The following is a 22,223-nucleotide window of genomic DNA, read 5'->3' as shown; positions in this document are numbered from 1 at the left end:
ATGAAGAACCGATACCTGCTCCCGGCCGCACTCACGGCCGCCGCCGCGCTGCTGCTCACCGGCTGCGTCAACAACGAGGTCGCCACGCCCGACGCCACCGGCTCCACGGCCGCGGTGACCGTCGACAAGGCCGCCGAGGCGCTGCTCCCCGACGACATCCGTCAGGCCGGCAAGCTCATCCTCGGCACCGACGCGACCTACGCGCCCAACGAGTTCAAGGACGCGAACGGCGACCCGATCGGCTGGGAGATCGAGCTCGCCGACGCGATGGCCGGCAAGCTCGGCCTCACCACCGACTACCAGGTGGCGAAGTTCGACAACATCATCCCGAGCATCACCGGTGGCAAGTACGACGTCGGGCTGTCGTCCTTCTTCGACACCAAGGAGCGCCAGCAGCAGGTCGACATGGTCGACTACTTCACGGCCGGGATCCAGTGGGCGACCCTGGCGGGCAAGTCCGTCGACCCCGACAACGCCTGCGGGCTGAAGGTCGCCGTCCAGAACGGCACGACGGAGGCCCTCGACGACGTCCCCGCCAAGTCACAGGCCTGCACCGACGCCGGCAAGCCCGCGATCGAGGCCCTCGGCTACGACACGCAGGACGAGGCGACCGCAGCGGTCACGCTCGGCCGCGCCGACGCGATGACCGCCGACTCCCCGGTCGTGCAGTACGCCGTCCAGCAGAGCGACGGCAAGCTCGAACTCTCCGGCGACGTCTACTCCACGTTCCTCTACGGCATGCCGATCGCGAAGGACCGCGGCGACCTCGGCAAGGCCCTCCAGGCCGCCCTGCAGTCCCTCATGGACGACGGCACCTACGGTTCGATCCTGAGCAAGTGGGGCGTCGAGTCCGGCGCCATCGACAAGATCGACATCAACGGCGCGACGAGCTGACCGTGACCGACTCCAGAACCACCGGCACGGCGTCCGCGCCCCCGGTGCCGTTGAAGGTCGTCAAGCTCCGCCATCCCTGGCGGAACGTGTTCGCCGTCATCATCGTGCTGCTGCTCGTCGCCTTCGTGGTCGATGCGGCGACGCGGCCGGCGTACGACTGGCCGGCCGTCGGCAAGTACGTCTTCGACCGGCGGATCACCATGGCAGCGCTCATCACGCTGCAGTTGACGGTGTACTCGATGATCGGCGCCATCGTCCTCGGCGTCGTGCTCGCGATCATGCGACTGTCACCGAACCCGGTGCTCAAGGCCATCGCTTGGGGCTTCGTCTGGCTGTTCCGCGGGACACCGGTCTACGTGCAGCTGGTCTTCTGGGGCCTGCTCGCGACGATCTATCCGACGCTCAACATCGGTCTGCCGTTCCTCCCGCCGATCGCGCAGCTGCCGACGGACGCCGCGCTGAACACGTTCTGGATCGCCGTCATCGGGCTCGCGCTCAACGAGGCCGCCTACATGTCGGAGATCGTGCGCGCCGGCCTGTTGTCGGTGGACCGCGGACAGGAGGAGGCGTCGACGGCGCTCGGGATGAGCTGGGCGCAGACGATGCGGCGGGTCATCCTGCCGCAGTCGATGCGGATCATCATCCCGCCGACCGGCAACGAGGTGATCTCGATGCTCAAGACCACCTCGCTCGTGACGGCCGTCCCGTTCACGCAGGAGCTCTACACGAGGTCGCGGGACATCTCGTCCGAGACGTTCAACCCGATCCCGCTGCTCATCGTCGCGTCGCTCTGGTACCTGCTGTTCACCTCGATCCTGATGGTGGGTCAGTACTTCCTGGAGAAGCGGTTCGCGCGCGGGCTCACCAGGATCGACGCGGGGGCGCCGGTCACGACCGAGGCCATCCAGGTCCAGGAGGCCGAGGCGCGCGCGAAGCAGAGCCCTGCCGACGGCGAGAGCGGAGAACGACGATGACGATCACGGACACGACCGACATGGTCCGCGCCGAGGGCGTGGTGAAGTCCTTCGGCTCGAACACGGTCCTCAAGGACATCTCGCTGACGGTGCGACGCGGCGAGGTGATGTGCCTGGTCGGACCGTCCGGTTCCGGCAAGTCGACCTTCCTGCGCTGCATCAACCACCTGGAGCGGGTCGACGGCGGACGGTTGCTCGTCGAGGGGGACCTCATCGGATACCGCGAGCGGGGCGACAAGCTCTACGAGTTGAAGCCCAAGGAGGCGGCGAAGCAGCGGCGCGACATCGGCATGGTGTTCCAGCGGTTCAACCTCTTCCCCCACATGACGGCGCTCGAGAACATCGTCGAGGCGCCCATGCAGGTGAAGGGCCAACGGCGCGCGGTCGCAGAGCAGCGCGGCCGGGAACTCCTGGACCGGGTCGGTCTGAGCGACAAGGCGGCTGCGTACCCGGGCCACCTGTCGGGCGGTCAGCAGCAGCGGGTCGCGATCGCGCGGGCCCTCGCGATGGATCCGAAGCTCATGCTGTTCGACGAGCCGACCTCGGCACTCGATCCTGAACTGGTCGGCGAGGTCCTCGACGTCATGAAGGGACTCGCGAAGGACGGCATGACCATGATCGTCGTGACGCACGAGATGGGGTTCGCCCGGGAGGTGGCCGACTCGCTCGTGTTCATGGACGGCGGCGTCGTCGTCGAGACGGGAGCGCCTCGCGAGGTGCTCGCCAACCCGCAGCACGCCAGGACGCGGGCGTTCCTCTCGAAGGTGTTGTGAGCACGAACGCCGCCCGCTCCCCCAGACCTGGGCGAGCGGGCGGCGTTCTGCCCGAGGACGGGCGGGCGACGAGGCTCAGTGGAGCTTCTTCTGGACTTCCTTCTGGGCCTTCGCCGTGGCCTTCTTCGCGTTCTTCACGGCCTTCTTGCGCGCCTTCTCGACGCGAGGGTCGTTCCAGAACTCCTCCGCGGCGTGCTTGATCTCGCGGTACCGGGTGCGTCCGGCCTTCGCGCCGAGCGTGTAGGCACCGAAGGCGATGAGGCCGACGATGATGAGGAGGATCTTCTTACCCATGGTGTTGCTCCCTCTCCCACGGATCGCCGTGGGGCGTTGATGTGTCCCGATGGTCCATCCCGCGACACTGGCATTCTGCGTCGCGCGGCTGCGGATCAGCCGATTCGGACGGGGGCTTGCAATTGCACCGGCACGTCCGGATCAGCGACGGTCACTGGAGGACGCGCTTCGGCTTGGCGGCGCGGAAGCCGCCACCGACCTCCACGAGGACGGGGAGCTCGACGCCGAGCAGGCGATCGAGCGACTCCACCGCCGCGCTGACGGTCTCCACCGCCGTGCGGGGCGAGACACCGCGCCGGCAGGTGACGGCGACCTTGAGCGCCTGCGCCCGGTTCACGTCCCAAGCGGAGACGCGGACGGAGGAGAACGCCTCCGTGTCGTCGAGCGCATCGCCGAGCGCGTTGGCCGCGACGTCCGTCTCGAGCACGATGTCGCCGTGCTCGACGGTCGCGCGATGCACGACGCCGGAACGGCCACGACCCTGGCGCAGGACGAACGCGAGGAGCAGCGCGGCGATGAGGACGAGCAGCACGATCCCGGCGATCGGGACGAGGACCGGAGCCGCCTGACCGGTGGCCGCGCCGGGCACAGCGGCGAACGGGTTCCAAGCGAACCAGCCGTCGATCGTGTCGAGCACGGCGGCCCGGTTGTCGCGCCACCAATCCGCGACGACGGGCACGGTGACGACGGCGAGCGCCGCCGCCCCGATCACGACGAACACGAGTCCGATGAGGAGGATGAGCAGACGGTTGAGTCCGCGGTTGGTGGAGTTCACTGTCCGACCTTCCCGTTCGACGAGATGGAGGTGGTCGCCCGGAGCGCCGGCTGCAGGCCGAACGCGTCGAGGTCTGCGGCGACGGCGCGGTCGACCTCCGACCGGTCGACGGGCACGCCGCTGGCCGGGGTGATCCGGATCGCCGCGGTCCGACGACCGACGGCCACCGAGGTGCCGTCAGGATGCGTGGCAGCCGTCGTCGAGGCGCGCTGCGCGAGGGCCGACGCGATGACCTCGTCGTCGACGACCGCGAGCACGCGTCCGGTCGACAACAGGTGGCGGTGCCGACGTCCCGGTCCGAGCGCGATCCCGATGAGGATCACCCCGAGCAGGAGCACGAGTGCCCCCGCGACACCGAGGATGACGGGTTGCGTCGTCGGTAGGCTGGCCGCGGCTCCCGGGATCTCCCCTGGAGCGACGAGGAGCGGGCGGACGCCGATGAGGGCGAGCACCGTCTCCACGGCGATCCAGAGCGCGACGAGCACGAGCAGGACCGCGAGGAGGATTGCGGCGGTCGAGCGCGGCGAGTGCAGTTCGCGGCGGGCCAGGCGCCGGAGCACCCTCGTCGGGCCGGCGACCGGGGTCGTGGCTGCGGTGGCGGTCATGAGACCCGTCCTTCCTGGTCGATCTCGAGTCCGCTCACGCGGATGGTGACGCGCGAGACGCTCGAACCGGACAGCTGCTCGACGCGAGCGGCGATGGCACCGGTGGCGGCCGACACGCGCTCGACGATGGAGCCCCCTGAACGCTGGAGCGCGTCGGGGGTGGCCGAGACGCGCGCCAGCGGGATCGCACGCATCGGCGAGGTGACGATGAGCGCGAGTGCGCCCCGGTCGTCGGCGAGTTGGACCTTCACGCGTCCCGCCGGGACCCCGAGCGATTCGGCCGCGATGTTCACGGCGACGTGCTCGAGGGCCTTCGCGGTGACCCGCGTCCGGCCCGGCCCGCCGTGCGGGTGCACGACGGGCGCTTCGGCGACCGTGGGGACACCCCGGTCGAGGACGGCGGTGGTCATGACGAGACGCGCTTCCCGCGGACGGCGTCGACGATCGCGTTCAGGTCGGTCTGGCCGGTGACGATGCGTGCCACGAGGGCGCCGATCCCCATCGCGACCGCGACGAACACGAACGCCCAGAACCCGAAGGCCACCCAGCTGAGGGCGAGGACGGCGCCGATCAGGATGCCGGTGTTGGTGGCGGTCACTGGACTCGCGCCTCGGCGTTCTGGTCCTCGTCGTCGGACGGGATGAAGACGTCGCTGACGGTCACGTTGACCTCGGTGACCTCCATGCCGACGAACTGCTCGATCGCGCGGATGATGGAGGCGCGGACCTCGCTCGCGACGCCCTGCAGGTCCACCGGGTAGTCGGCGACGATCACGACGTCGACGGCGACCTGGGTCTCGCCGACCTCGACGCGGATGCCCTGCGAGAGGTCGGAGGAGCCGATGGCGTCGCGGATGGCACCGAAGGCACGGGCTGCACCACCACCGAGGGCGTGGACGCCGCGGACCTCGCGGGCTGCGATGCCGGCGATCTTCGCGACCACGCCGTTGTCGATGACCGTCTTGCCGTGGGTGTTCGTCTGCGTGGCGGCGTTGTTCTCGCCGACGACAGCCTTCGTGACGGTGGGCTTCGGGGAGTTGGTGGTGTTCGACATGGTGTTGCCCTTCCTGGTTCGTCTCGAGCGAGCGGTTGATCGCTTCGTTGGTGATAGGACGCAACCATCGCACCGATCGTCACGGTCGATGTCGAAGCTCGTGAAGAGACCCCGAATCCCACACCGCACCGTGACGAATCGGCCTCGACCTCCGACGCCCATCCGAGGATCTGTTCGTCGCCGCGCGCCGCTAAGATTGGTGGGTCCGGCATCCCACCACTTCCTTTGGAGTCCTGCCCTCGTGACGACCACCACCCCCACCAGCTCCGCCGTCGCCGACACCGTCGAGAACGCCATCGCGACGCCGGACCGCGAGCAGCCGTACGGCGCCCTCGGCCTGAAGGCCGACGAGTACGCGAAGATCCGCGAGATCCTCGGCCGTCGTCCCACGAGCGGCGAGCTCGCCATGTACTCGGTCATGTGGAGCGAGCACTGCTCCTACAAGTCCAGCAAGATCTACCTGCGCCAGTTCGGCCAGAAGGTCACCGACGACATGAAGAAGAACCTCATGGTCGGCATGGGCGAGAACGCCGGCGTCATCGACGTCGGCGAGGGCTGGGCCGTGACCTTCAAGGTCGAGAGCCACAACCACCCCTCCTACATCGAGCCCTTCCAGGGTGCGGCCACGGGCGTCGGCGGCATCGTCCGCGACATCATCTCCATGGGCGCCCGCCCGGTCGCCGTCATGGACCAGCTCCGCTTCGGCGACATCGACCACCCCGACACCGCACGCGTCGTGCACGGCGTCACGGCCGGCATCTCCTCCTACGGCAACTGCCTGGGCCTGCCGAACATCGGCGGCGAGACCTACTTCGACAAGGTGTACCAGGGCAACCCGCTCGTCAACGCCCTGTCGGTCGGTGTGCTGCGTCACGAGGACCTCCGCCTCGCCAACGCTTCGGGCGTCGGCAACAAGATCGTCCTCTTCGGTGCCCGCACCGGTGGCGACGGCATCGGCGGCGCCTCCATCCTCGCCTCCGACTCCTTCGACGCGAACGGCCCGACGAAGCGTCCGGCCGTCCAGGTCGGCGACCCGTTCGCCGAGAAGGTACTCATCGAGTGCTGCCTCGAGCTCTACCGCGACAGCCTCGTCGAGGGCATCCAGGACCTCGGTGCCGCCGGCATCTCCTGCGCCACGAGCGAGCTCGCGGCGAACGGCGACGGCGGCATGTTCGTCGAGCTGTCGCACGTGCTGCTGCGCGACCCCTCGCTGACGCCCGAGGAGATCCTCATGTCGGAGTCGCAGGAGCGCATGATGGCCGTCGTCGAGCCGGGCAAGCTCGACGCCTTCCTCGCCGTCACCGACAAGTGGGACGTCGAGACCTCGGTGCTCGGTGAGGTCACCGACACCGGCCGCCTCGTCATCAACTGGCACGGCGAGGAGATCGTGAACGTCGACCCGTCGACCGTCGCGGTCGACGGCCCCGTCTACGAGCGCCCCGTCGCCTACCCCACCTGGATCGACGCCCTGCAGGCCGACTCCGCGTCAGCCCTCCCCCGCACCGACGCTCCCGCTGAGCTGGAGCAGCAGTTCCGCTCCCTCCTCGGCTCGGCGAACCTCGCCGACAAGAGCTGGATCACCAACCAGTACGACTACTACGTGATGGGCAACACGGCGCTGTCCTTCCCCGACGACGGCGGCATGATCCGCGTCGACGAGGAGTCCGGCCTCGGCTTCGCCATCGCGACCGACGCGAACGGCCGCTACTGCCAGCTCGACCCACGCCAGGGTGCGCAGCTCGCGCTCGCGGAGGCCTACCGCAACGTCGCCGTCACGGGCGCTGTGCCTGCCGCCGTCACCGACTGCCTGAACTTCGGCTCGCCGGAGAACCCCGAGGTCATGTGGCAGTTCTCCGAGGCCGTCGCCGGCCTGTCGGACGCCTGCCTCGAGCTCGGCGTGCCGGTCACCGGCGGCAACGTGTCGTTCTACAACCAGACGGGCGACGTCCCGATCTTCCCGACGCCTGTCGTCGGGGTCCTCGGCGTGATCGACGACGTCGCACGCCGCATCCCGAGCGGATGGCAGGACGAGGGAGACAACCTCTACCTCCTCGGCACCACCGCGCTCGAGCTCGACGGCTCAGCGTGGGCCGGCACGATCCACGACCACCTCGGCGGTCTGCCGCCCAAGGTCGACCTCGCCGGCGAGAAGACGCTGGCCGAGCTGCTGCACGCCGCAGCCAAGGAAGGCCTCGTGTCCTCCGCCCACGACCTCTCCGACGGCGGCCTCGCCCAAGCGCTCGCCGAGAGCGTCATGCGCTTCGGTGTCGGCGCCCGGGTGTTCCTCGGCGAGCTGCTGTCGCGAGACGGCGTCGACCTCACGACGGCGCTCTTCTCCGAGTCCACCGGACGCGTCATCGTCTCGGTGCCGCGCGAGGACGACGTCAAGTTCCAGGGCCTGTGCGAGGGCCGCGGCTACCCGGTGCTGCGCATCGGCGTGACCGACGCCTCGGCCGTCGGCGACGCGACCGAGCCCGCCCTCGAGATCCAGGACGTCCTGACCATCCCGGTCTCCGAACTGCGCCGGGTGTCGAAGAGCGTGCTCCCCGAGCGGTTCGGCCCGGTCATCGGCTGAGCGCCCCTGTCCACACAGCCCCTGCGCCCGACGGCGCTGGGGCTGTGTCGTTGTGGGCGCTCGGCGCTGTGCACGACTCAGGGACGCCGGGTGGGCGGATACCCGAAACCCACCCACCCGACTCACCACCGGGCGCTCGAGCCAGGAACCCGAATGTCCTGGCCGGCGTCTCCGGCAGTGGTGTCGCAAGCGACACGCTCAGCATATCAGCATTTGGAATGCTTCACTGGAGCGTGGCGGCCATGCCCCACAGTCGCTCGACGGCCAGTTCCGCGGCGATCGCGTCCCCCTCGGCGACCGCGTCCCGGAGGATCGGGAAGTCCACCGCGAGCGACGGCCAATCGAGCCAATCCGTGTCGGCGGTGACCTCCAGGTGCGGCGACAGCATCGCGAGCGCGTCGCGAGCGGTCGTGACCAGGATGCGATTCGGGCAGAGGGCGACGAGATGGTCCATGAGCGGCCATGAGAGGTCGGCGTAGGCGACCGGGTCCTGCACGGCGATCACTCGCGACACCTCGTCCAGCTCGGCGACGAGCGCCGCTCGGTCGGCGTCCTCGAGGACGGGCACGGTCACCCGCGTCACGCCGCCCAGCAGCGCCCCGAGCGTTTGGAACAGGTGGATCCGCCGATGGCGGGGCCCGCTGGCCGCCGAATCCGTCGACATGTGTCCCGCCTTCCCGCCGCTCCGGAGTGCACCCGTGCGCGCCAGGATAGCAAGGGTCGGCGCGCGCGGCGGCGACTGCGACTCCGGCATGTTCAACAACACATGAGGCACAAAACTATCCAACACACCTTGGATATCGGTATTCTGAACTGGTCATATCCCAGCTCGACGATCGGAGTCCCATGCCTGTTCCCAAAACCGTCGAGACGAGCCCTCGGAAGCTCCTGCGCGACATCGTCTTCGAACAGCTCTTGACCGCCATCGAGGACGGCACCCTCGAGCCCGGCGAGCGCCTCAACGATGAAGAGCTCGAAAAGTGGCTCGGCGTCTCGCGGACCCCGATCCGCGAAGCGATCAGCAAGCTCGCCGACATCGGACTGGTCGAGACCGCGCCGCAGCGGTACACCCGCGTGGCGAAGCCCACCACCGAGCAGTACGCCGAAGCGCTGCGACTCCTGAACGGGTTCCACGAGCTCAGCGCGCGGTGGAGCATCCCGCAGTTCACCGACGAGGACGTCGCGGCGTTCCGCGAGCTCGGCGATGCCGTACTCGCGGACATCGAGGCGCGTGACAAGCACGTCCTCCGATCGTCCTCCGCCTTCGCCGACTTCATGGTCGAGCGCTCGGGCAACTCGCTACTGCAGCAGGTCGCCCGCCAGATGAACACCCGGGTGACCTACACCTCCCTGCCGACGATCGACTTCTTCCAGTGGGACATCTTCGCCGCCTATGTCACCGGGCTGGTCGCAGCCGCGGAGGCTCGCAGCGCCGAGGACGCCGAGCGCGTCATGCGCAAGCAGGCCGAGGCCACCGACGCCTTCCTCGAGCAGGTCATCGCGGCCGGCGGAGGACTGCCCGCCGCGAGCTAGTCGGCGAACGCTGTCGTACAGCGGAAGGTCACAGAGCCGCTTCCCGATCGGGAGGCGGCTCTGCACGTTGTACGGTGGACCGTCGGTCGCATGACCGCGCGTCGTCAGGCGATGGATCCGATCGGAGGGCCGCAGTGGGGATCTTCCTCTGGCTCTTCGACGCCACGTTCAGGATCGGCGACCAGGTGGTCCTCTGGCGGGAGGTCGTCGGCAACCTGTTCGGTCTGGCGAGTGCCCTCGGCGGCATGCGTCGCCGTGCCTGGGCCTGGCCCGTCGGCATCATCGGGAACGCCCTCCTGCTGACCGTCTTCCTCGGCGCGGTCTTCCACACCCCGAACCCGACCAACCTCCTCGGGCAGGCGGGCCGACAGCTCATGTTCATCGTCGTATCGGTCTACGGATGGGTGCAGTGGCGGCGGGTCGAGCGGGTCGAGGCGACGACCGGTCCGGTCGCCGTGATCCGGCCCCGCTGGGCCGGATGGCGGGTGCGACTCGTCCTCGTCGGCCTCCTGCTCGGCGGCACGCTGCTCCTCATCCCGGTCTTCCGGGCGCTCGGCTCGTACGAGCCGGTCTGGGCGGACGCGTGGATCTTCATGGGCTCCCTGCTCGCGACCTGGGGGATGGCGAAACGCTGGGTGGAGTTCTGGCTGATCTGGGTCGCGGTCGACCTGGTCGGCGTACCGCTCCTGTTCGGAGCGGGGTACTGGGTCTCGGCGTCGATGTACCTGTTCTACGGGGCGTTCACGCTCGCCGGCTTCTTCGTGTGGGCGCGGGGCGAGCGGACCAGCGCGGCGGCGTGAACCCGCCTCGGGAGCAGGTCACGCCTCGACGGCGCACGGCGGGAAGGTGACGGTGGCGGTCAGGCCGCCGTCGACCCGCGCCGCGAGCTGCAGCGACGCCCCGTGCGCTTCCACGATGCTGTCGACGATGGCGAGGCCGAGCCCGTGCGACCGCTCGGCGCCACTCGCGACCCGCCCATCGGCACGGTAGAACGGCTCGGTGAGTCGCTCGACCGACTCGGGCGGCACCGGCGGACCCGAGTTCTCGACCTGGAGGACCGTCCCGCCGCCGTCAGGGCCGCCGCTTCGGCTGAGGAGGACTCGCACGAACCCGCCGTCCACGTTGTGTCGGACCGCGTTCTCCAACAGGTTGCTGCAGAGCTGGGCGAGCATCCCCGCATCACCGGACACCGTCGCGGGGCGCAGTTCGCTGAGACATCCGAGGCCGCGTCGGTCGGCTGCAGGGCGCACCCCGTCCAGCGCTTCGGCCAGTACGGTGTCGAGCCGCACCGGCGCCGCCCGGAGGTCCGAGTGCTCCAGGTCGGCGAGGTCCAGGATGGCCTCGACCGTCTGGATGCTCCGGGTGTTCGTCTCGCGGAGACGTCGGAGGAGCCGACGCGCCTCCTCGTCGAGCTCGTCCGCCCGCACCGCCACATCGAGCATCGCCTGGGTCGTCGCGAGCGGCGTCCGCAGTTCGTGCGAGGCGTTCGCCGCGAACCGCTGATGGGCGCGGAACGAGCGACCGAGTCGCTCGAGCATGTGATCGAAGGTGTCGGAGAGGTCGGTGATCTCGTCGCGCGGACCGGTGAGGGCGACCCGGTGGTCGAAGGCACCGGTGGCCGCACGCTGGGCGGCGACGTTGATCTCGTGCAACGGCCGGAGGAGTCGACCGGACATGATCCACCCGACCCAGGCGCTCGCGCCGGCGAGGAGGACGAGGACGATGAGCGACCACACCAGCAGGGTGTTCAGGATCTCGCTCTCACTCGACACGACGAGGACGGCGTCACCCGGTGTGGAGGTCAGACCGTCGACGGGCTGGGCTGGCTGTGCCGAGGCCTGCACCGTGGGTGTCCAGGCTTCGACACCCTCGGAACCGTCCGTCGCGCGGATCGGCGTGATCGCGTACGTCGGGACGTACCGCATGAACGCGTAGATGAGCGCGAGCATGACCGAGCCGGCGACGGTGAACAGTGCGGTGTAGGCGAGGGTCAGCCGCATGCGCACGGTAAGGCGGTTCGGTCGGGTCAGCAGTCCTGCCTGGTCGGGGTGTCGGGAGGTCACGGTGCCTCGATCCGGTAGCCCGCCCCCGAGACGGTCGTGATCACCCACGGCGAGCCGAGGCGTCGGCGGAGGTTCGAGATGGTCACCCGGATGGTGTTCGTGAAGGGGTCGACGTTCTCGTCCCAGGCCTTCTCGAGGAGGGTCTCGGCGCTGACGACCCCACCGTCGGCGAGCAGCAGCTGCTCGAGGACTGCGAACTCCTTCCGCGAGAGCTTCACGTACGCGCCGTCGCGGAAGACCTCCCGCCGGAACGGGTCGAGTCGCACCCCAGCGCGTTCGAGGACCGGTGGGCGCGACTCCGGCGTCCGCCGGGCGAGCGCGCGGAGCCTGGCCACGAGCTCCGGGAACTCGAACGGCTTCGCGAGGTAGTCGTCTGCTCCGAGCCCGAGTCCCGACACCTTGTCGTCGAGACGGCGAGCGGCGGTGAGCATCATGATCCGGACACCGGGGTGCCCGACGACGACTTGCCGACAGACGTCGTCACCGTGGGTGCCCGGCAGGTCCCGGTCGAGGAGCAGGACGTCGTAGTCGTTGATCGTGAGCGCCTCGAGGGCTGCGTCGCCATCGTGGACGAGGTCGGAGGCGATGGCCTCCTGGCGGAGACCGGCTCGGATCGCCTCGGCCAGATAGACCTCGTCCTCGGCAACCAGGACGCGCATGGGGGTTCCTCTCGGATGGGGCGGGTGGGTGATGACACGGGGAGCGTACGGAGGCCGGTCGAGCATCCCCCGAGTGTCGGTTATCTATGCTCCCGGGCCGCATGTTCAGAGAACGTCAACGTTTTCCTTGACGCCCGGGCAACGCGCAGCCGAGTGGACTGGTCGTCACCAGTCAGCCCACCCAGAGGAGTGCAGATGTCCGACATCGCCACCGCCCGTTCCACCCGCCGCCCGTTCGGCACGCTCGCCGCACTGATCGCCATCCCGATACTCGTCGGATCCCTGGCCGCCTGCGCGTCCGGTTCGCCCGGATCCGGGTCGGCCTCCAAGACGCCGTCGTCCACGCAGAGCTTCGAGGACTGGCAGCTCGCCTTCGCCTCCTGCATGCGCGACGAGGGCGTGGACATGCCCGACCCCAGCAAAGACGGCTCAGGCGCCGCGATCAGTCTCGGCGATGCGGACCCGGAAGCCTTCACCGCTGCGTCCAAGACGTGCACCGACAAGCTCGGAGCCCCGCCCGCACCGTCGGGCGGCGACGTGCCCGTCTCGGACCGGTTCGACGAGCAGCTCCAGATGGCCGAATGCTTCCGGGAGAACGGCATCGACGTCCCCGACCCGGTCAAGGGCGAGGCGATGAGCATTCCGAGCGACGTCCCTGAAGACGTGCTCGACGCCTGCGGACTCGACCTGAGCAACGGCGGTTCACTCGGTTCGACCGACCGATGAGCGCCCGTCGTCGAATCATCGCAGCCCTCTGCGTCGGCGCCGTCCTGATCTCGGGCGGCGCCGTCGCGAGCATCGCGGTGCTCTCCACTGCCGAAGCGACCGGCCAGGAGGAGCCGTCGAACACCGTCCGGACGGGCACGTCGCCGATCACGGCAGGGGACCTCGCCGGGACGACCCAGGCGACCGGCACCCTCGATTACGCCGATCAGCGGACCATCGGCGGCGGAGCCGGCATCGTCACGGCGGTACCCGCCCCTGGCAGCACCGTGTCGCTCGGCGGCACCCTCTACGCCGTCGCCAACGTCCCGGTCACGCTCCTCCACGGACCATTGCCCGCCTGGCGGGCGTTCGAGTCCGGCATGGGCGACGGACCGGACGTCCGGCAACTCGAGACGAGCCTCGCGGCGCTCGGCTACTTCGACCGCGAGCCGGACGACGAGTTCGCCGCGTCGACGGCGCGCGCCATCGAGCGCTGGCAGAAAGCCCTCGGCGTCGAGGAGACCGGACGACTGGAGCTCGGATCGGTCGTCTTCATGCCGGGCGACGTGCGGATCGCCTCGGTCGACGCCGCGGTCGGCACCGCCGCATCCGACAAGGTCGTCACCGTGTCGTCCCTGGTCAAGCGCATCGACGTCCCGTTGAAGCTCGCCGACCAGCGTCTGGGCGTCGTCGGGACGAAGGTCGACGTGAACCTCCCCGGCGGACAGCGCACGACCGGCACGGTGAGCGATGTCGGCGTCCCCACCGAATCGGATTCGGACGGGCAGAAGAAGGTCACGATCCCGGTCGGCATCACCCTGGACGACCCCGCGGCGGCGGCCGAGCTCCAGCGCGCGACGGTGACGGTCGGGTTCCCGACGGAACGGCGCGAGAACGTCCTCTCCGTCCCGGTGGAAGCGCTCATCGCGATCGACGACAAGACCTTCGGCGTCGAGGTCGTCGACGGCGCTGGGAAGCACCGGCAGGTCCCCGTCGCGACGGGTCTGTTCGCCGATGGTCGCGTCGAGGTCTCGGGTGACGGCGTCCGCGAGGGTCTCGACGTCGTGGTGCCGGTCTCATGACCGACACGATGACGACATCCGCAGCGGTACCGCCGCAGCCGGCCGGACCGCCGATCATCCACCTCGAGGGGGTCACCCGTGAGTACGGCGAGCCGCCCACCCTCGCGCTCGCGGGTGTCGACCTGACGGTCGACGAGGGCGAGTTCGTCGCCATCGTCGGGCCGAGCGGCTCCGGTAAGTCGACGATGCTCAACCTCATCGGGACCCTCGACCGGCCCACCAGCGGCACCGCCCGGATCGCGGGCTCGGACGTCGGACGCCTGTCCGATGCGAGGCTCTCCGCCCTCCGTGCGTACCGCATCGGCTTCGTCTTCCAGCAGTTCCACCTCGCCGACGGCTCGACCACGGTCGACAACGTCGCCGACGGCCTCATCTACGCCGGGGTCCCCCGGGCCGAGCGCCGCCGACGAGCGGTCGTCGCCCTCGAACGCGTCGGCCTCGGACACCGTCTCGGGCACCGCCCGACGCAGCTCTCCGGTGGTGAACGCCAGCGAGTCGCGATCGCGCGCGCCGTGGTCGGCGACCCGCCGCTGCTCCTCGCGGACGAGCCCACCGGCAACCTGGACTCCGTGTCCGGGGCGAGCATCGTCGAACTGCTGCACGAACTCCACGCAGCGGGCACGACCATCGTCGTGATCACGCACGACGCCGAGCTCGCCGCGCGACTCCCCCGCCAGGTGGCGATCCGCGACGGCCACATCGTGAGCGACTCGGGGCGGACCTCATGAACGAACACCGCGTGCACCCCGACCATGACCGCCGCTCTCGGTTGCTCGGTCGCGACGTCCTCCGGCTCGGGACGACGGGCCTCCGGGCGCGCCCGACGCGCGCCGTCCTCTCCGCGTTGGGGATCGCGATCGGCATCGCGGCGATGATCGCGGTCGTCGGCATCTCCTCATCCAGTCAGGCGAAACTGCAGGCGCAGCTCTCGGCTCTCGGGACGAACCTGCTGACCGTCCAACCGGGCCAGGACCTCTTCGGCGAGGCGGCGACCCTGCCCGCGAACACCGTCGGCAAAGTGGGGCTGGTCGACGGTGTGGAAGAGGCCGGCTCGGCCGCCGTACTGAACGGTGTGCTCGTCTACCGGAGCAGTCTCATCGACCGGGCGTCGAGCGGCGGACTCGGCGCGGCAGCGGTGACGGAGAGCCTGCTGGACGTCGTGGGTGGCACCCTCGCCACCGGGGAGTGGCTGAACCGGGCGACCGGGAGCTACCCCGCCGTCGTCCTGGGGTCGAAGGCCGCCGAACGGCTCGGGATCGCGTCGGTCGGCTCGATGATCCAGCTCGGCGATCAGTACTTCACCGTGGTGGGCATCCTGGATCCGCTCGACCTCGCCCCGGAACTCGACACCACGGCGATGATCGGCGAGACCGTCGCCGCCGAACGCTTCGGGTACGACGGCAAACCGACCACGGTGTACGAACGGTCCTCCGACGAGCGCGTCGAGGCCGTCCGCGAGCTCCTCCCCCGCACCGTGAACCCGGCGGCGCCCGAGGAGGTCGAGGTCTCCAGGCCGTCGGACGCGCTCGCCGCCAAGCAGGCCGCCGATCAAGCCTTCACCGGTCTCCTCCTCGGACTCGGTTCGGTCGCCCTGCTCGTCGGCGGCATCGGTGTCGCGAACACGATGGTCATCTCGGTCTTGGAACGACGACGCGAGATCGGTCTCCGTCGCGCCCTCGGGGCCACTCGGGGCCACATCCGGTCCCAGTTCCTCACCGAGGCACTCCTGCTCTCCGCCCTCGGCGGGGTCGCAGGCGCCGCACTCGGCACCGGCGTCACGAGTGTCGTCGCTGCACTGAACGACTGGCCCACCGCCGTGCCGCCCGAGGTGCTGCTCGCGGGCATCGGCTCCACCCTCGTGATCGGGGCGATCGCCGGCCTCTACCCGGCGATCCGGGCGGCCAGAACGCCACCGACCTCAGCCCTCAGCGGCTGAGTCGGGGCCGAGACCGGACTGCTCCGACGTGGGCCCGTTCCAGGAGACCCTGGAACGGGCCCACGCGGCCAGGTAGCGTGCAGCACATGGACATCAGACTCGAGAACGTCGGGATCGCGGTCCGCGACCTCGAGGCGACGATCGCCTTCTTCACCGACCTCGGCCTCACCGTCGTCGGCCGCGACACGGTGAGCGGCGAGTGGGCGGACACGGCCGTGGGCCTCGACGGCAACCACACCAGGATCGCCATGTTGCAGACCCCGGACGGTCACGGTCGCCTCGAACTCTTCGAGTACCTCCACCCGGCAGCGATCGAGACGGAGCCGACCCTGCCGAACGAGATCGGGATGCACCGGGTCGCGTTCGTCGTCGACGACATCGATGAGGCGCTGGCGATCGCCGCCAGGCACGGCTGCCACCCACTCCGCGGTGTCGCCGACTACCAGGGTGTCTACAAGCTCAGCTACGTCCGCGGGCCGAGCGGCATCATCGTCATGCTGGCCCAGGCGCTGCAGCCGGATCGAGGCGACGAGTCGGACTGACGTCAGTCGGTGATCGACTCCGTGAGGGCGCGGACGATGGCCGGGAGCGTGCGCATCGCGAGTTCGCGCGGTGAGCCCTCATCGCCGTCCGGGTCCATGAGCACGGCCGTCTGGATGGCCGATTCGTACAGGGCGACGACGATGTTCGCGATGTCGGGCGTGGGGATCGTGAAGCGGACGTGTGCGAGCCCGGCCGCCTGGTCGAGCCACGCGGCGAGCTGCCGGCCCGCACTCTCCTGGTGCTGGAGGTAGCGGGCGGCGACGTCGGCGTCGCGCATGGCCAGCATGCGGAACTCCGACTGGACGAGGCACCAGCGGCGGTCGTCCGGCTGGAGCTCGAGGAAGGCACGGATCAGGGCCTCGAGCGAGCCCTCGGTGTACCGGCCCGCTGCGTCGAGGAGCGAGGGGCTGACCGCCTGCAGCCCGGCCTCCAGGCGATCGAGTCGCAGCTGGTTCTCACGCGACTCGAGGGCGAAGAACAGCTCCTCCTTCGAGTCGAAGTTGGAGTAGAAGGCACCGCGGGTGAAGCCCGCGCGCTCACTGATCTGCTCGACCGACGCCGCGTGTACGCCGAACTCGGCGAAGACCTCGTAGGCGGCGTCGACGAGTCGCTCGCGCGTCCGCTGCCGACGCACGGACTCGACCGGTGCCTCGTCGCTCAGGGACTCGACCGCTTCGTGCACGCGCATCCTGACACCTTACTGACAGCTCGACCGACTTCTTGCCGATACACCACTGTATCCAATACAGTCGTGTATCGGATACATCGCTGTATCGATCCTGTCCGAACATCTCCGTCGGCTCGCCTGCAAGCAGCGCCGACCTCCCTAGGAGCGACGCGTGTCCTCACTGCTCTACACCCTCGGCCGCTGGGCGTTCGGCGCCCGCAAGCTCGTGCTGATCCTCTGGATCGCCGTGCTCGCCCTCGCGGGTGGCGGCGCGCTGCTCTTCAACCAGGGGACCGACAACGCCTTCTCCATCCCCGGCACGGAGTCGCAGGAGGCACTCGACTCGCTCGACCACACCTTCCCGCAGGTGGCCGGTGCCTCAGCGCAGATCATCGTCGTCGCACCGAAGGGCGACACCGTCGAGGACGCCGGGGTCCGGTCGGCGATCGACGACGCCGTGACCGCTTTGGGCGACATCGGGCAGGTCGAGCAGGCGGTCTCCCCCTTCGACGAGAACGTGACGGGGGCGGTCTCAGAGGATCAGCGGGCGGCGCTCATCTCGATCCAGTTCGACGGGGCGCAGACCGACATCACCGCCACGACGATCAGCGACGTCGAGGACGCGGCGGCGAGCCTCGCGAAGGCGCTGCCGGCCGGCGCCGAATCCTCGCTCGGCGGACAGCTCTTCAGCAACAGCCTGCCGACGCTGAGTGTCATCGAGCTCGTCGGCGTGGTCGTCGCGCTCGTCGTCCTCCTCCTCACCTTCGGCTCCTTCCTCGCTGCGGGCATGCCGCTCATCACCGCACTGCTCGGAGTCGGCATCTCGATGGCGCTCATCTTCGTGGCGACGGTCTTCGGACCGATCTCCTCCACGACGCCGATGCTCGCGCTCATGCTCGGTCTCGCCGTCGGCATCGACTACGCGCTGTTCATCATCTCGAGACACCAGGACGGCCTGCGCAGCGGGCTCGACCCGGCTGAATCCGCCGCCCGCGCGACCGCGACGGCCGGCTCGGCCGTCATCTTCGCGGGCCTCACGGTCATCATCGCCCTGCTCGGGCTGGCGGTCGCGAACATCCCGTTCCTCACGACCATGGGTGTCGCCGCGGCGGTCGGCGTCGCGATCGCCGTGGTCATCTCGCTCACGCTCATCCCGGCCATGCTCGGCTTCGCCGGCGAGCGCCTCCGACCCAAGGCGAGGCGGGCCGGGAAGCGCGCGGCGGCGCCCCGGAGCGCGGCCGCTGAGCACCGCAACGCGGTCCCTGAGCCTGTCGAAGGGCGGCAGGATTCGGTCCCTGAGCACCACAACGCGGTCCCTGAGCCTGTCGAAGGGCACCCCAACCGCTTCTTCCTCGGCTGGGTGCGCGGCGTCACGCGACTCCCCATCGTCACGATCGTCGCCGTCGTCGCCGTGCTGGGCGCCCTCGCCATCCCCGCCCTGTCACTCCGACTCGCGCTCCCCGACGCCGGCTCCCTGCCGGAGGGCGACGGCGCCCGCACGACGTACGACCTCGTCTCCGAGCACTTCGGTGAGGGCTTCAACGGGCCGCTCATCGTCACCGGCGGCATCGTCGGCAGCACCGATCCACTCGGACTCATGGCCGACCTCAAACAGGAGATCGAGGGCCTCGACGGCGTCGCCGCCGTCCCGCTCGCCACGCCGAACGCGACGGCCGACACCGGCATCATCCAGGTCATCCCGAGTGGCAGCCCCGACTCCCAGGCGACGAAGGACCTCGTCGCCGAGATCCGCGGACTGCACCAGTACTTCCAGGACGAGTACGACGTCGACCTCCAGGTCACCGGCTTCACGGCCATCGGGATCGACATCTCCGACCGCCTCGGCGGCGCCCTCCTCCCCTTCGGTCTGATCGTCGTCGGTCTCTCGCTCGTGCTCCTGACGATGGTCTTCCGCTCCATCTGGGTGCCGATCAAGGCGACCCTCGGCTACCTGCTGTCGGTCGCCGCGTCGTTCGGCGTCGTGGCCCTCGTCTTCGAGCACGGTGTGTTCGCCGAGGCACTGCACGTCGCCAGGACCGGACCGGTGATCAGCTTCATGCCGATCATCCTCATGGGTGTCCTGTTCGGACTCGCGATGGACTACGAGGTCTTCCTCGTCTCGCGGATGCGCGAGGACTTCGTCCACTCGGGACTCGCGAAGCGATCCGTCGAGACCGGCTTCCTCGGCTCGGCGAAGGTCGTCACCGCCGCGGCCGTCATCATGTTCGCGGTCTTCGCCGCCTTCGTGCCGGAGGGCGACACGAACATCAAACCGATCGCCCTCGGGCTCGCGGTCGGCGTCTTCGTCGACGCGTTCATCGTGCGCATGACCCTCGTGCCGGCGGTGCTCGCGCTCCTCGGCGACCACGCCTGGTACCTGCCGAAGTGGCTCGACCGCATCCTGCCGTCCTTCGACGTGGAGGGCGAGGGGCTGCAGCGCGAACTCGAACTGCGCGAGTGGCGCAACGGTGACGAGGTCGCGATCGCCGCAGCAGGGGTCACCCTGGCCGGTGCGGACGGCCCGCTGTACGAGGACGTCGACACGACCGTCGCCGTCGGTGGCGTGCTCGCGGTGCAGGGCGCGCGCCCGGTCTCGGTCACCGCTCTCCTGCTGACGCTGGCCGGTCGCCTCGAACCCGACCACGGTCGACTCAAGGTCGCCGGTCTGGTCCTCCCGGTCCGCGCCGGGGCCGTCCGGTCCCGCGTCGCGTACGTCCGTCTCGACCACGGCGAACCCGTCGCAACGCTCGCCTCGGCGCTGGCCGAACGCCCCGCGGTGATCGTCCTCGACGGCGTCGACACCGTGCCGGACGACGACACGAGACGCGGACTGTACGAGCGACTGCTGACGGCGACCAGGGCCGCGGAACGCACGCGTCGGCCGCTCACGATCGTCGTCGGCACCGCGGACGCGTCCTCGCTCGCCGACGTCCTGCCGACCACGGCGCCGGAGGTACTCGACCTCGATCGCGCCACTTCCACAACCGCCTCCACTCCCACCGCCATCGCTGAATCGAAGGTCGACGCATGAGCACCATCCTGAACCGCCTCGAACGGGCCCGCTCCGGCAAGGGCATCACGGTCGTCTCGATCATCGGCCTCATCCTCGTGCCGCTCGTCATCGCCGGCGGACTCGTGTGGGCGCTGTGGAACCCGGCGGAACGCCTCGGCCAGGTGACCGCCGCCATCGTGAACGACGACGAGCCGGTGACCGTCGACGGCCAGACGGTGCCGCTCGGACGCCAGCTCTCCGCGGGCCTCGTCGACGGTGACCAGAAGACCAACTACACGTGGGTCATCACCGACGCGTCCGACGCGAAGGCCGGCCTCGCCGACGGGTCCTACACCGCCGTCGTGACGATCCCGGAGAACTTCTCGAAGGCGGCGACCTCGTTCTCCGGCGACGCCGCCGACGCCGAGCGCGCCCGCCTCGATGTGACGACGAGCGACCGCAGCAAACTCGTCGACGACGCCATCTCCCAGACGATCACGCAGACCGCGGCCTCGCTCCTCGGTCGACAGCTCACCACCACCTACCTCGAGAACGTCTACGTCGGGTTCAACACCCTGCACGACCAGCTCGGTGAGGCCGCCGACGGTGCGAAGCAGCTCTCGACGGGCGGACTCTCCCTCGCGCAGGGTGCGCAGCAACTCGCGAACGGCACCACGCAGCTGGCTACGGGCGCGACGCAGTTGTCGTCCGGCGCGACGCAGCTGAGCGACGGGGTGGATGCGCTGGCCGACGGCGCCACGCAGCTGTCCTCCGGTGCGACGCAGCTGAGCGGTGGAGCGAGTCAGCTCGCGAGCGGTGCGGCGACGCTGTACGCCGGCACGCAGGGTGACGGGAGCACGGAGAACCCGGGGCTGGTCGGCGGGGCCGACGGGCTCGCCGAGGCGGCGATCGGAACCTCCCGCGTCGCCGACACGACGAAGGCTGCGGCGACGTCCGTGGCGGCTCGCTGTCTGGACCCGGTGAAGGCGGCAGCGCTGACGGCGATCGACTCGACGCTGTGCAAGGACATCCTCACGACCTTCGGCACCGCCACCGCCCTCGCCGACGGCGACACCTCGACCGGGTACCCCGGCACCACCTCCCTGGCGGCGAAGACCAAGCTGTTCGCCGACCAGATGCCCGCACTCGTCGACGGCATCGCCAAGATCAACACCGCGGCGGCGCAGATCGCGGCGGGCGCAGCGGGCCTCGCTGACGGTGCGTCGCAAGCGGCGACCGGGACGGCGCAGCTGCAGACCGGCGCGTCCTCTCTCGCCGACGGCGCTGCGCAGTCGGCCACCGGCACCACCCAGCTCGCCGACGCGTCGAACCAGCTCGCATCGGGGGCCGGGACCCTGTCCGGCGGGATCACCTCGCTCGCCTCCGGGCTGCAGAGCGCGGTCGACAGTCTGCCGACCTATTCGAGCTCCGACCGACAGACACTCGCGGACGTCGTCGCCGACCCGGTCTCGGCCGGCGATTCGGCGACCGTGTCCTTCGGCACGAACAGCGCGCCGTTCTACGCGGTCCTCGCGCTGTGGCTCGGCGCGCTCGCGAGCTTCCTCGTGCTGCGGCCGGTGCCCGCGCGGGCGTTCGGGTCCACACGCTCCTCGCTGCGGCTCGCGCTCGGGGCCTTCGTCCCCGCCGGCGCGATCGGGATGCTGCAGGGCCTGCTGGTCGCGGTCATCACCGCACCGCTGCTCGACCTCGACGCGGGTGGCTGGCTCGCCTTCGCCGGGATCGCCGTTCTCGCGGGGCTCGTGTTCGCCGCCGCCAACCAGGCGCTGAACGCCCTGTTCGGCGGCGCGGGTCGGTTCATCTCGATGATCGTCGCGCTCGTCGGTCTGGCGACGGGGATCATCGCGACCGCACCGCAGGTGCTCGACCAGGTGCTCACGTTCCTGCCGATCGCGCCGGCCCTCGGCGGTCTGCAGGCGATCGCGATCGGCGACACGGGAGCAGCGGCCGGCGTCGTCGGCCTCGTCCTCTGGCTCCTCGGCTCGCTCGCCGCGACGACGTTCGCGATCGCACGGGCGAGGACCACGTCGGTGAAGGCGCTCGTCCCGGCCGTCGCCTGATGCCGGGAGAGAACCTCGCCGG

23 protein-coding genes are annotated in these 22,223 nt (G+C 69.9%); 13 read left to right on the top strand and 10 right to left on the bottom strand.

What is annotated here, in order from left to right; translation table 11 throughout:
• Genes QRN19_RS01400 through QRN19_RS01390 form a run of 3 tightly spaced genes read left to right on the top strand, consistent with a single transcriptional unit; the run spans position 1 to position 2,641 of the window.
• On the top strand, positions 1-894 hold the full coding sequence (locus QRN19_RS01400; RefSeq protein ID WP_194599353.1) for an ABC transporter substrate-binding protein: 894 nt from the start codon (positions 1-3) through the stop codon (positions 892-894).
• A 2-nt stretch (positions 895-896) separates the two neighbouring features.
• Complete coding sequence (locus QRN19_RS01395; RefSeq protein WP_285024748.1) at positions 897-1,868, top strand: amino acid ABC transporter permease; 972 nt, start codon at positions 897-899, stop codon at positions 1,866-1,868.
• Positions 1,865-2,641 carry an amino acid ABC transporter ATP-binding protein gene (locus tag QRN19_RS01390; protein ID WP_285024747.1) on the top strand — a complete coding sequence of 259 codons (777 nt, stop codon included), beginning with the start codon at positions 1,865-1,867 and terminating at the stop codon, positions 2,639-2,641. Before QRN19_RS01395 ends, QRN19_RS01390 begins: the two co-directional genes overlap by 4 nt.
• Positions 2,642-2,716: 75 nt before the next feature.
• On the opposite strand, the gene QRN19_RS01385 is transcribed toward QRN19_RS01390, so the two are convergent.
• The 6 genes from QRN19_RS01385 to QRN19_RS01360 all read right to left on the bottom strand — a co-directional run bounded on the left by QRN19_RS01385 (position 2,717) and on the right by QRN19_RS01360 (position 5,368).
• Complete coding sequence (locus QRN19_RS01385; protein WP_064294172.1) at positions 2,717-2,935, bottom strand: hypothetical protein; 219 nt, start codon at positions 2,933-2,935, stop codon at positions 2,717-2,719.
• Positions 2,936-3,086: 151 nt separating this feature from the next.
• Positions 3,087-3,710 carry a hypothetical protein gene (locus QRN19_RS01380; protein WP_285024745.1) on the bottom strand — a complete coding sequence of 208 codons (624 nt, stop codon included), beginning with the start codon at positions 3,708-3,710 and terminating at the stop codon, positions 3,087-3,089.
• A complete protein-coding gene (locus tag QRN19_RS01375; RefSeq protein WP_285024744.1) occupies positions 3,707-4,315 on the bottom strand; it encodes a DUF6286 domain-containing protein in 609 nt (202 codons plus the stop codon). The genes QRN19_RS01380 and QRN19_RS01375 overlap by 4 nt, the downstream gene beginning before the upstream one ends.
• Positions 4,312-4,725, bottom strand: a complete 414-nt coding sequence (locus QRN19_RS01370) for a hypothetical protein (protein ID WP_285024743.1) — start codon at positions 4,723-4,725, stop codon at positions 4,312-4,314. Before QRN19_RS01370 ends, QRN19_RS01375 begins: the two co-directional genes overlap by 4 nt.
• Positions 4,722-4,913, bottom strand: coding sequence for a DUF2273 domain-containing protein (locus QRN19_RS01365; protein ID WP_056008790.1), 192 nt, complete (start codon positions 4,911-4,913; stop codon positions 4,722-4,724). Before QRN19_RS01365 ends, QRN19_RS01370 begins: the two co-directional genes overlap by 4 nt.
• A complete protein-coding gene (locus QRN19_RS01360) occupies positions 4,910-5,368 on the bottom strand; it encodes an Asp23/Gls24 family envelope stress response protein (RefSeq protein WP_285024742.1) in 459 nt (152 codons plus the stop codon). The genes QRN19_RS01365 and QRN19_RS01360 overlap by 4 nt, the downstream gene beginning before the upstream one ends.
• Before the next feature lie 241 nt (positions 5,369-5,609).
• Between QRN19_RS01360 and purL the strand changes: the two genes are divergently transcribed.
• Positions 5,610-7,943 (top strand): phosphoribosylformylglycinamidine synthase subunit PurL, encoded by a 2,334-nt coding sequence (purL, locus tag QRN19_RS01355; protein WP_285024741.1) that lies wholly within the window; start codon positions 5,610-5,612, stop codon positions 7,941-7,943.
• Positions 7,944-8,166: 223 nt separating this feature from the next.
• Here the strand turns inward: purL and QRN19_RS01350 are convergent, their stop codons facing one another.
• Positions 8,167-8,607 (bottom strand): GntR family transcriptional regulator, encoded by a 441-nt coding sequence (locus tag QRN19_RS01350; protein ID WP_285024740.1) that lies wholly within the window; start codon positions 8,605-8,607, stop codon positions 8,167-8,169.
• Between the two features lie 182 nt (positions 8,608-8,789).
• Here QRN19_RS01350 and QRN19_RS01345 point away from each other — a divergent pair, with 182 nt between their 5' ends.
• Positions 8,790-9,476 carry a GntR family transcriptional regulator gene (locus QRN19_RS01345; RefSeq protein WP_285024739.1) on the top strand — a complete coding sequence of 229 codons (687 nt, stop codon included), beginning with the start codon at positions 8,790-8,792 and terminating at the stop codon, positions 9,474-9,476.
• Positions 9,477-9,610: 134 nt separating this feature from the next.
• Positions 9,611-10,276 (top strand): nicotinamide riboside transporter PnuC, encoded by a 666-nt coding sequence (gene pnuC / locus QRN19_RS01340; RefSeq protein ID WP_285024737.1) that lies wholly within the window; start codon positions 9,611-9,613, stop codon positions 10,274-10,276.
• 18 nt (positions 10,277-10,294) lie between these two features.
• Here the strand turns inward: pnuC and QRN19_RS01335 are convergent, their stop codons facing one another.
• Both QRN19_RS01335 and QRN19_RS01330 read right to left on the bottom strand, forming a co-directional pair.
• Positions 10,295-11,476: a sensor histidine kinase gene (locus QRN19_RS01335; protein ID WP_285024735.1), complete on the bottom strand. Its 1,182-nt coding sequence runs from the start codon at positions 11,474-11,476 to the stop codon at positions 10,295-10,297.
• Between the two features lie 59 nt (positions 11,477-11,535).
• A complete protein-coding gene (locus tag QRN19_RS01330; protein ID WP_285024734.1) occupies positions 11,536-12,198 on the bottom strand; it encodes a response regulator transcription factor in 663 nt (220 codons plus the stop codon).
• A gap of 195 nt (positions 12,199-12,393) precedes the next feature.
• On the opposite strand from QRN19_RS01330, the gene QRN19_RS01325 reads away from it, so the two are divergent.
• The 5 genes from QRN19_RS01325 to QRN19_RS01305 all read left to right on the top strand — a co-directional run bounded on the left by QRN19_RS01325 (position 12,394) and on the right by QRN19_RS01305 (position 16,463).
• Positions 12,394-12,924, top strand: a complete 531-nt coding sequence (locus QRN19_RS01325; protein ID WP_285024733.1) for a hypothetical protein — start codon at positions 12,394-12,396, stop codon at positions 12,922-12,924.
• Positions 12,921-13,985 (top strand): peptidoglycan-binding protein, encoded by a 1,065-nt coding sequence (locus QRN19_RS01320; protein WP_285024732.1) that lies wholly within the window; start codon positions 12,921-12,923, stop codon positions 13,983-13,985. The genes QRN19_RS01325 and QRN19_RS01320 overlap by 4 nt, the downstream gene beginning before the upstream one ends.
• A gap of 8 nt (positions 13,986-13,993) precedes the next feature.
• The gene (locus QRN19_RS01315; RefSeq protein ID WP_285024731.1) at positions 13,994-14,713 is read left to right on the top strand and encodes an ABC transporter ATP-binding protein; all 720 of its coding nucleotides are present in this window, start codon (positions 13,994-13,996) and stop codon (positions 14,711-14,713) included.
• Positions 14,710-15,921: an ABC transporter permease gene (locus tag QRN19_RS01310; protein WP_285024730.1), complete on the top strand. Its 1,212-nt coding sequence runs from the start codon at positions 14,710-14,712 to the stop codon at positions 15,919-15,921. The genes QRN19_RS01315 and QRN19_RS01310 overlap by 4 nt, the downstream gene beginning before the upstream one ends.
• 86 nt (positions 15,922-16,007) lie before the next feature.
• Complete coding sequence (locus tag QRN19_RS01305) at positions 16,008-16,463, top strand: VOC family protein (RefSeq protein ID WP_285024728.1); 456 nt, start codon at positions 16,008-16,010, stop codon at positions 16,461-16,463.
• A gap of 2 nt (positions 16,464-16,465) precedes the next feature.
• Here the strand turns inward: QRN19_RS01305 and QRN19_RS01300 are convergent, their stop codons facing one another.
• Positions 16,466-17,152, bottom strand: coding sequence for a TetR/AcrR family transcriptional regulator (locus QRN19_RS01300; protein ID WP_285024726.1), 687 nt, complete (start codon positions 17,150-17,152; stop codon positions 16,466-16,468).
• A 151-nt stretch (positions 17,153-17,303) separates the two neighbouring features.
• On the opposite strand from QRN19_RS01300, the gene QRN19_RS01295 reads away from it, so the two are divergent.
• Both QRN19_RS01295 and QRN19_RS01290 read left to right on the top strand, forming a co-directional pair.
• Positions 17,304-20,162, top strand: coding sequence for an MMPL family transporter (locus tag QRN19_RS01295; protein ID WP_285024725.1), 2,859 nt, complete (start codon positions 17,304-17,306; stop codon positions 20,160-20,162).
• Positions 20,159-22,201 carry a YhgE/Pip domain-containing protein gene (locus QRN19_RS01290; protein ID WP_285024724.1) on the top strand — a complete coding sequence of 681 codons (2,043 nt, stop codon included), beginning with the start codon at positions 20,159-20,161 and terminating at the stop codon, positions 22,199-22,201. The genes QRN19_RS01295 and QRN19_RS01290 overlap by 4 nt, the downstream gene beginning before the upstream one ends.
• Positions 22,202-22,223: the final 22 nt, after the last annotated feature.

Source organism: Plantibacter sp. ME-Dv--P-122b, assembly GCF_030209375.1.
GTDB lineage: Bacteria > Actinomycetota > Actinomycetes > Actinomycetales > Microbacteriaceae > Plantibacter.
This window is presented reverse-complemented; position numbering and strand designations above follow the sequence as displayed.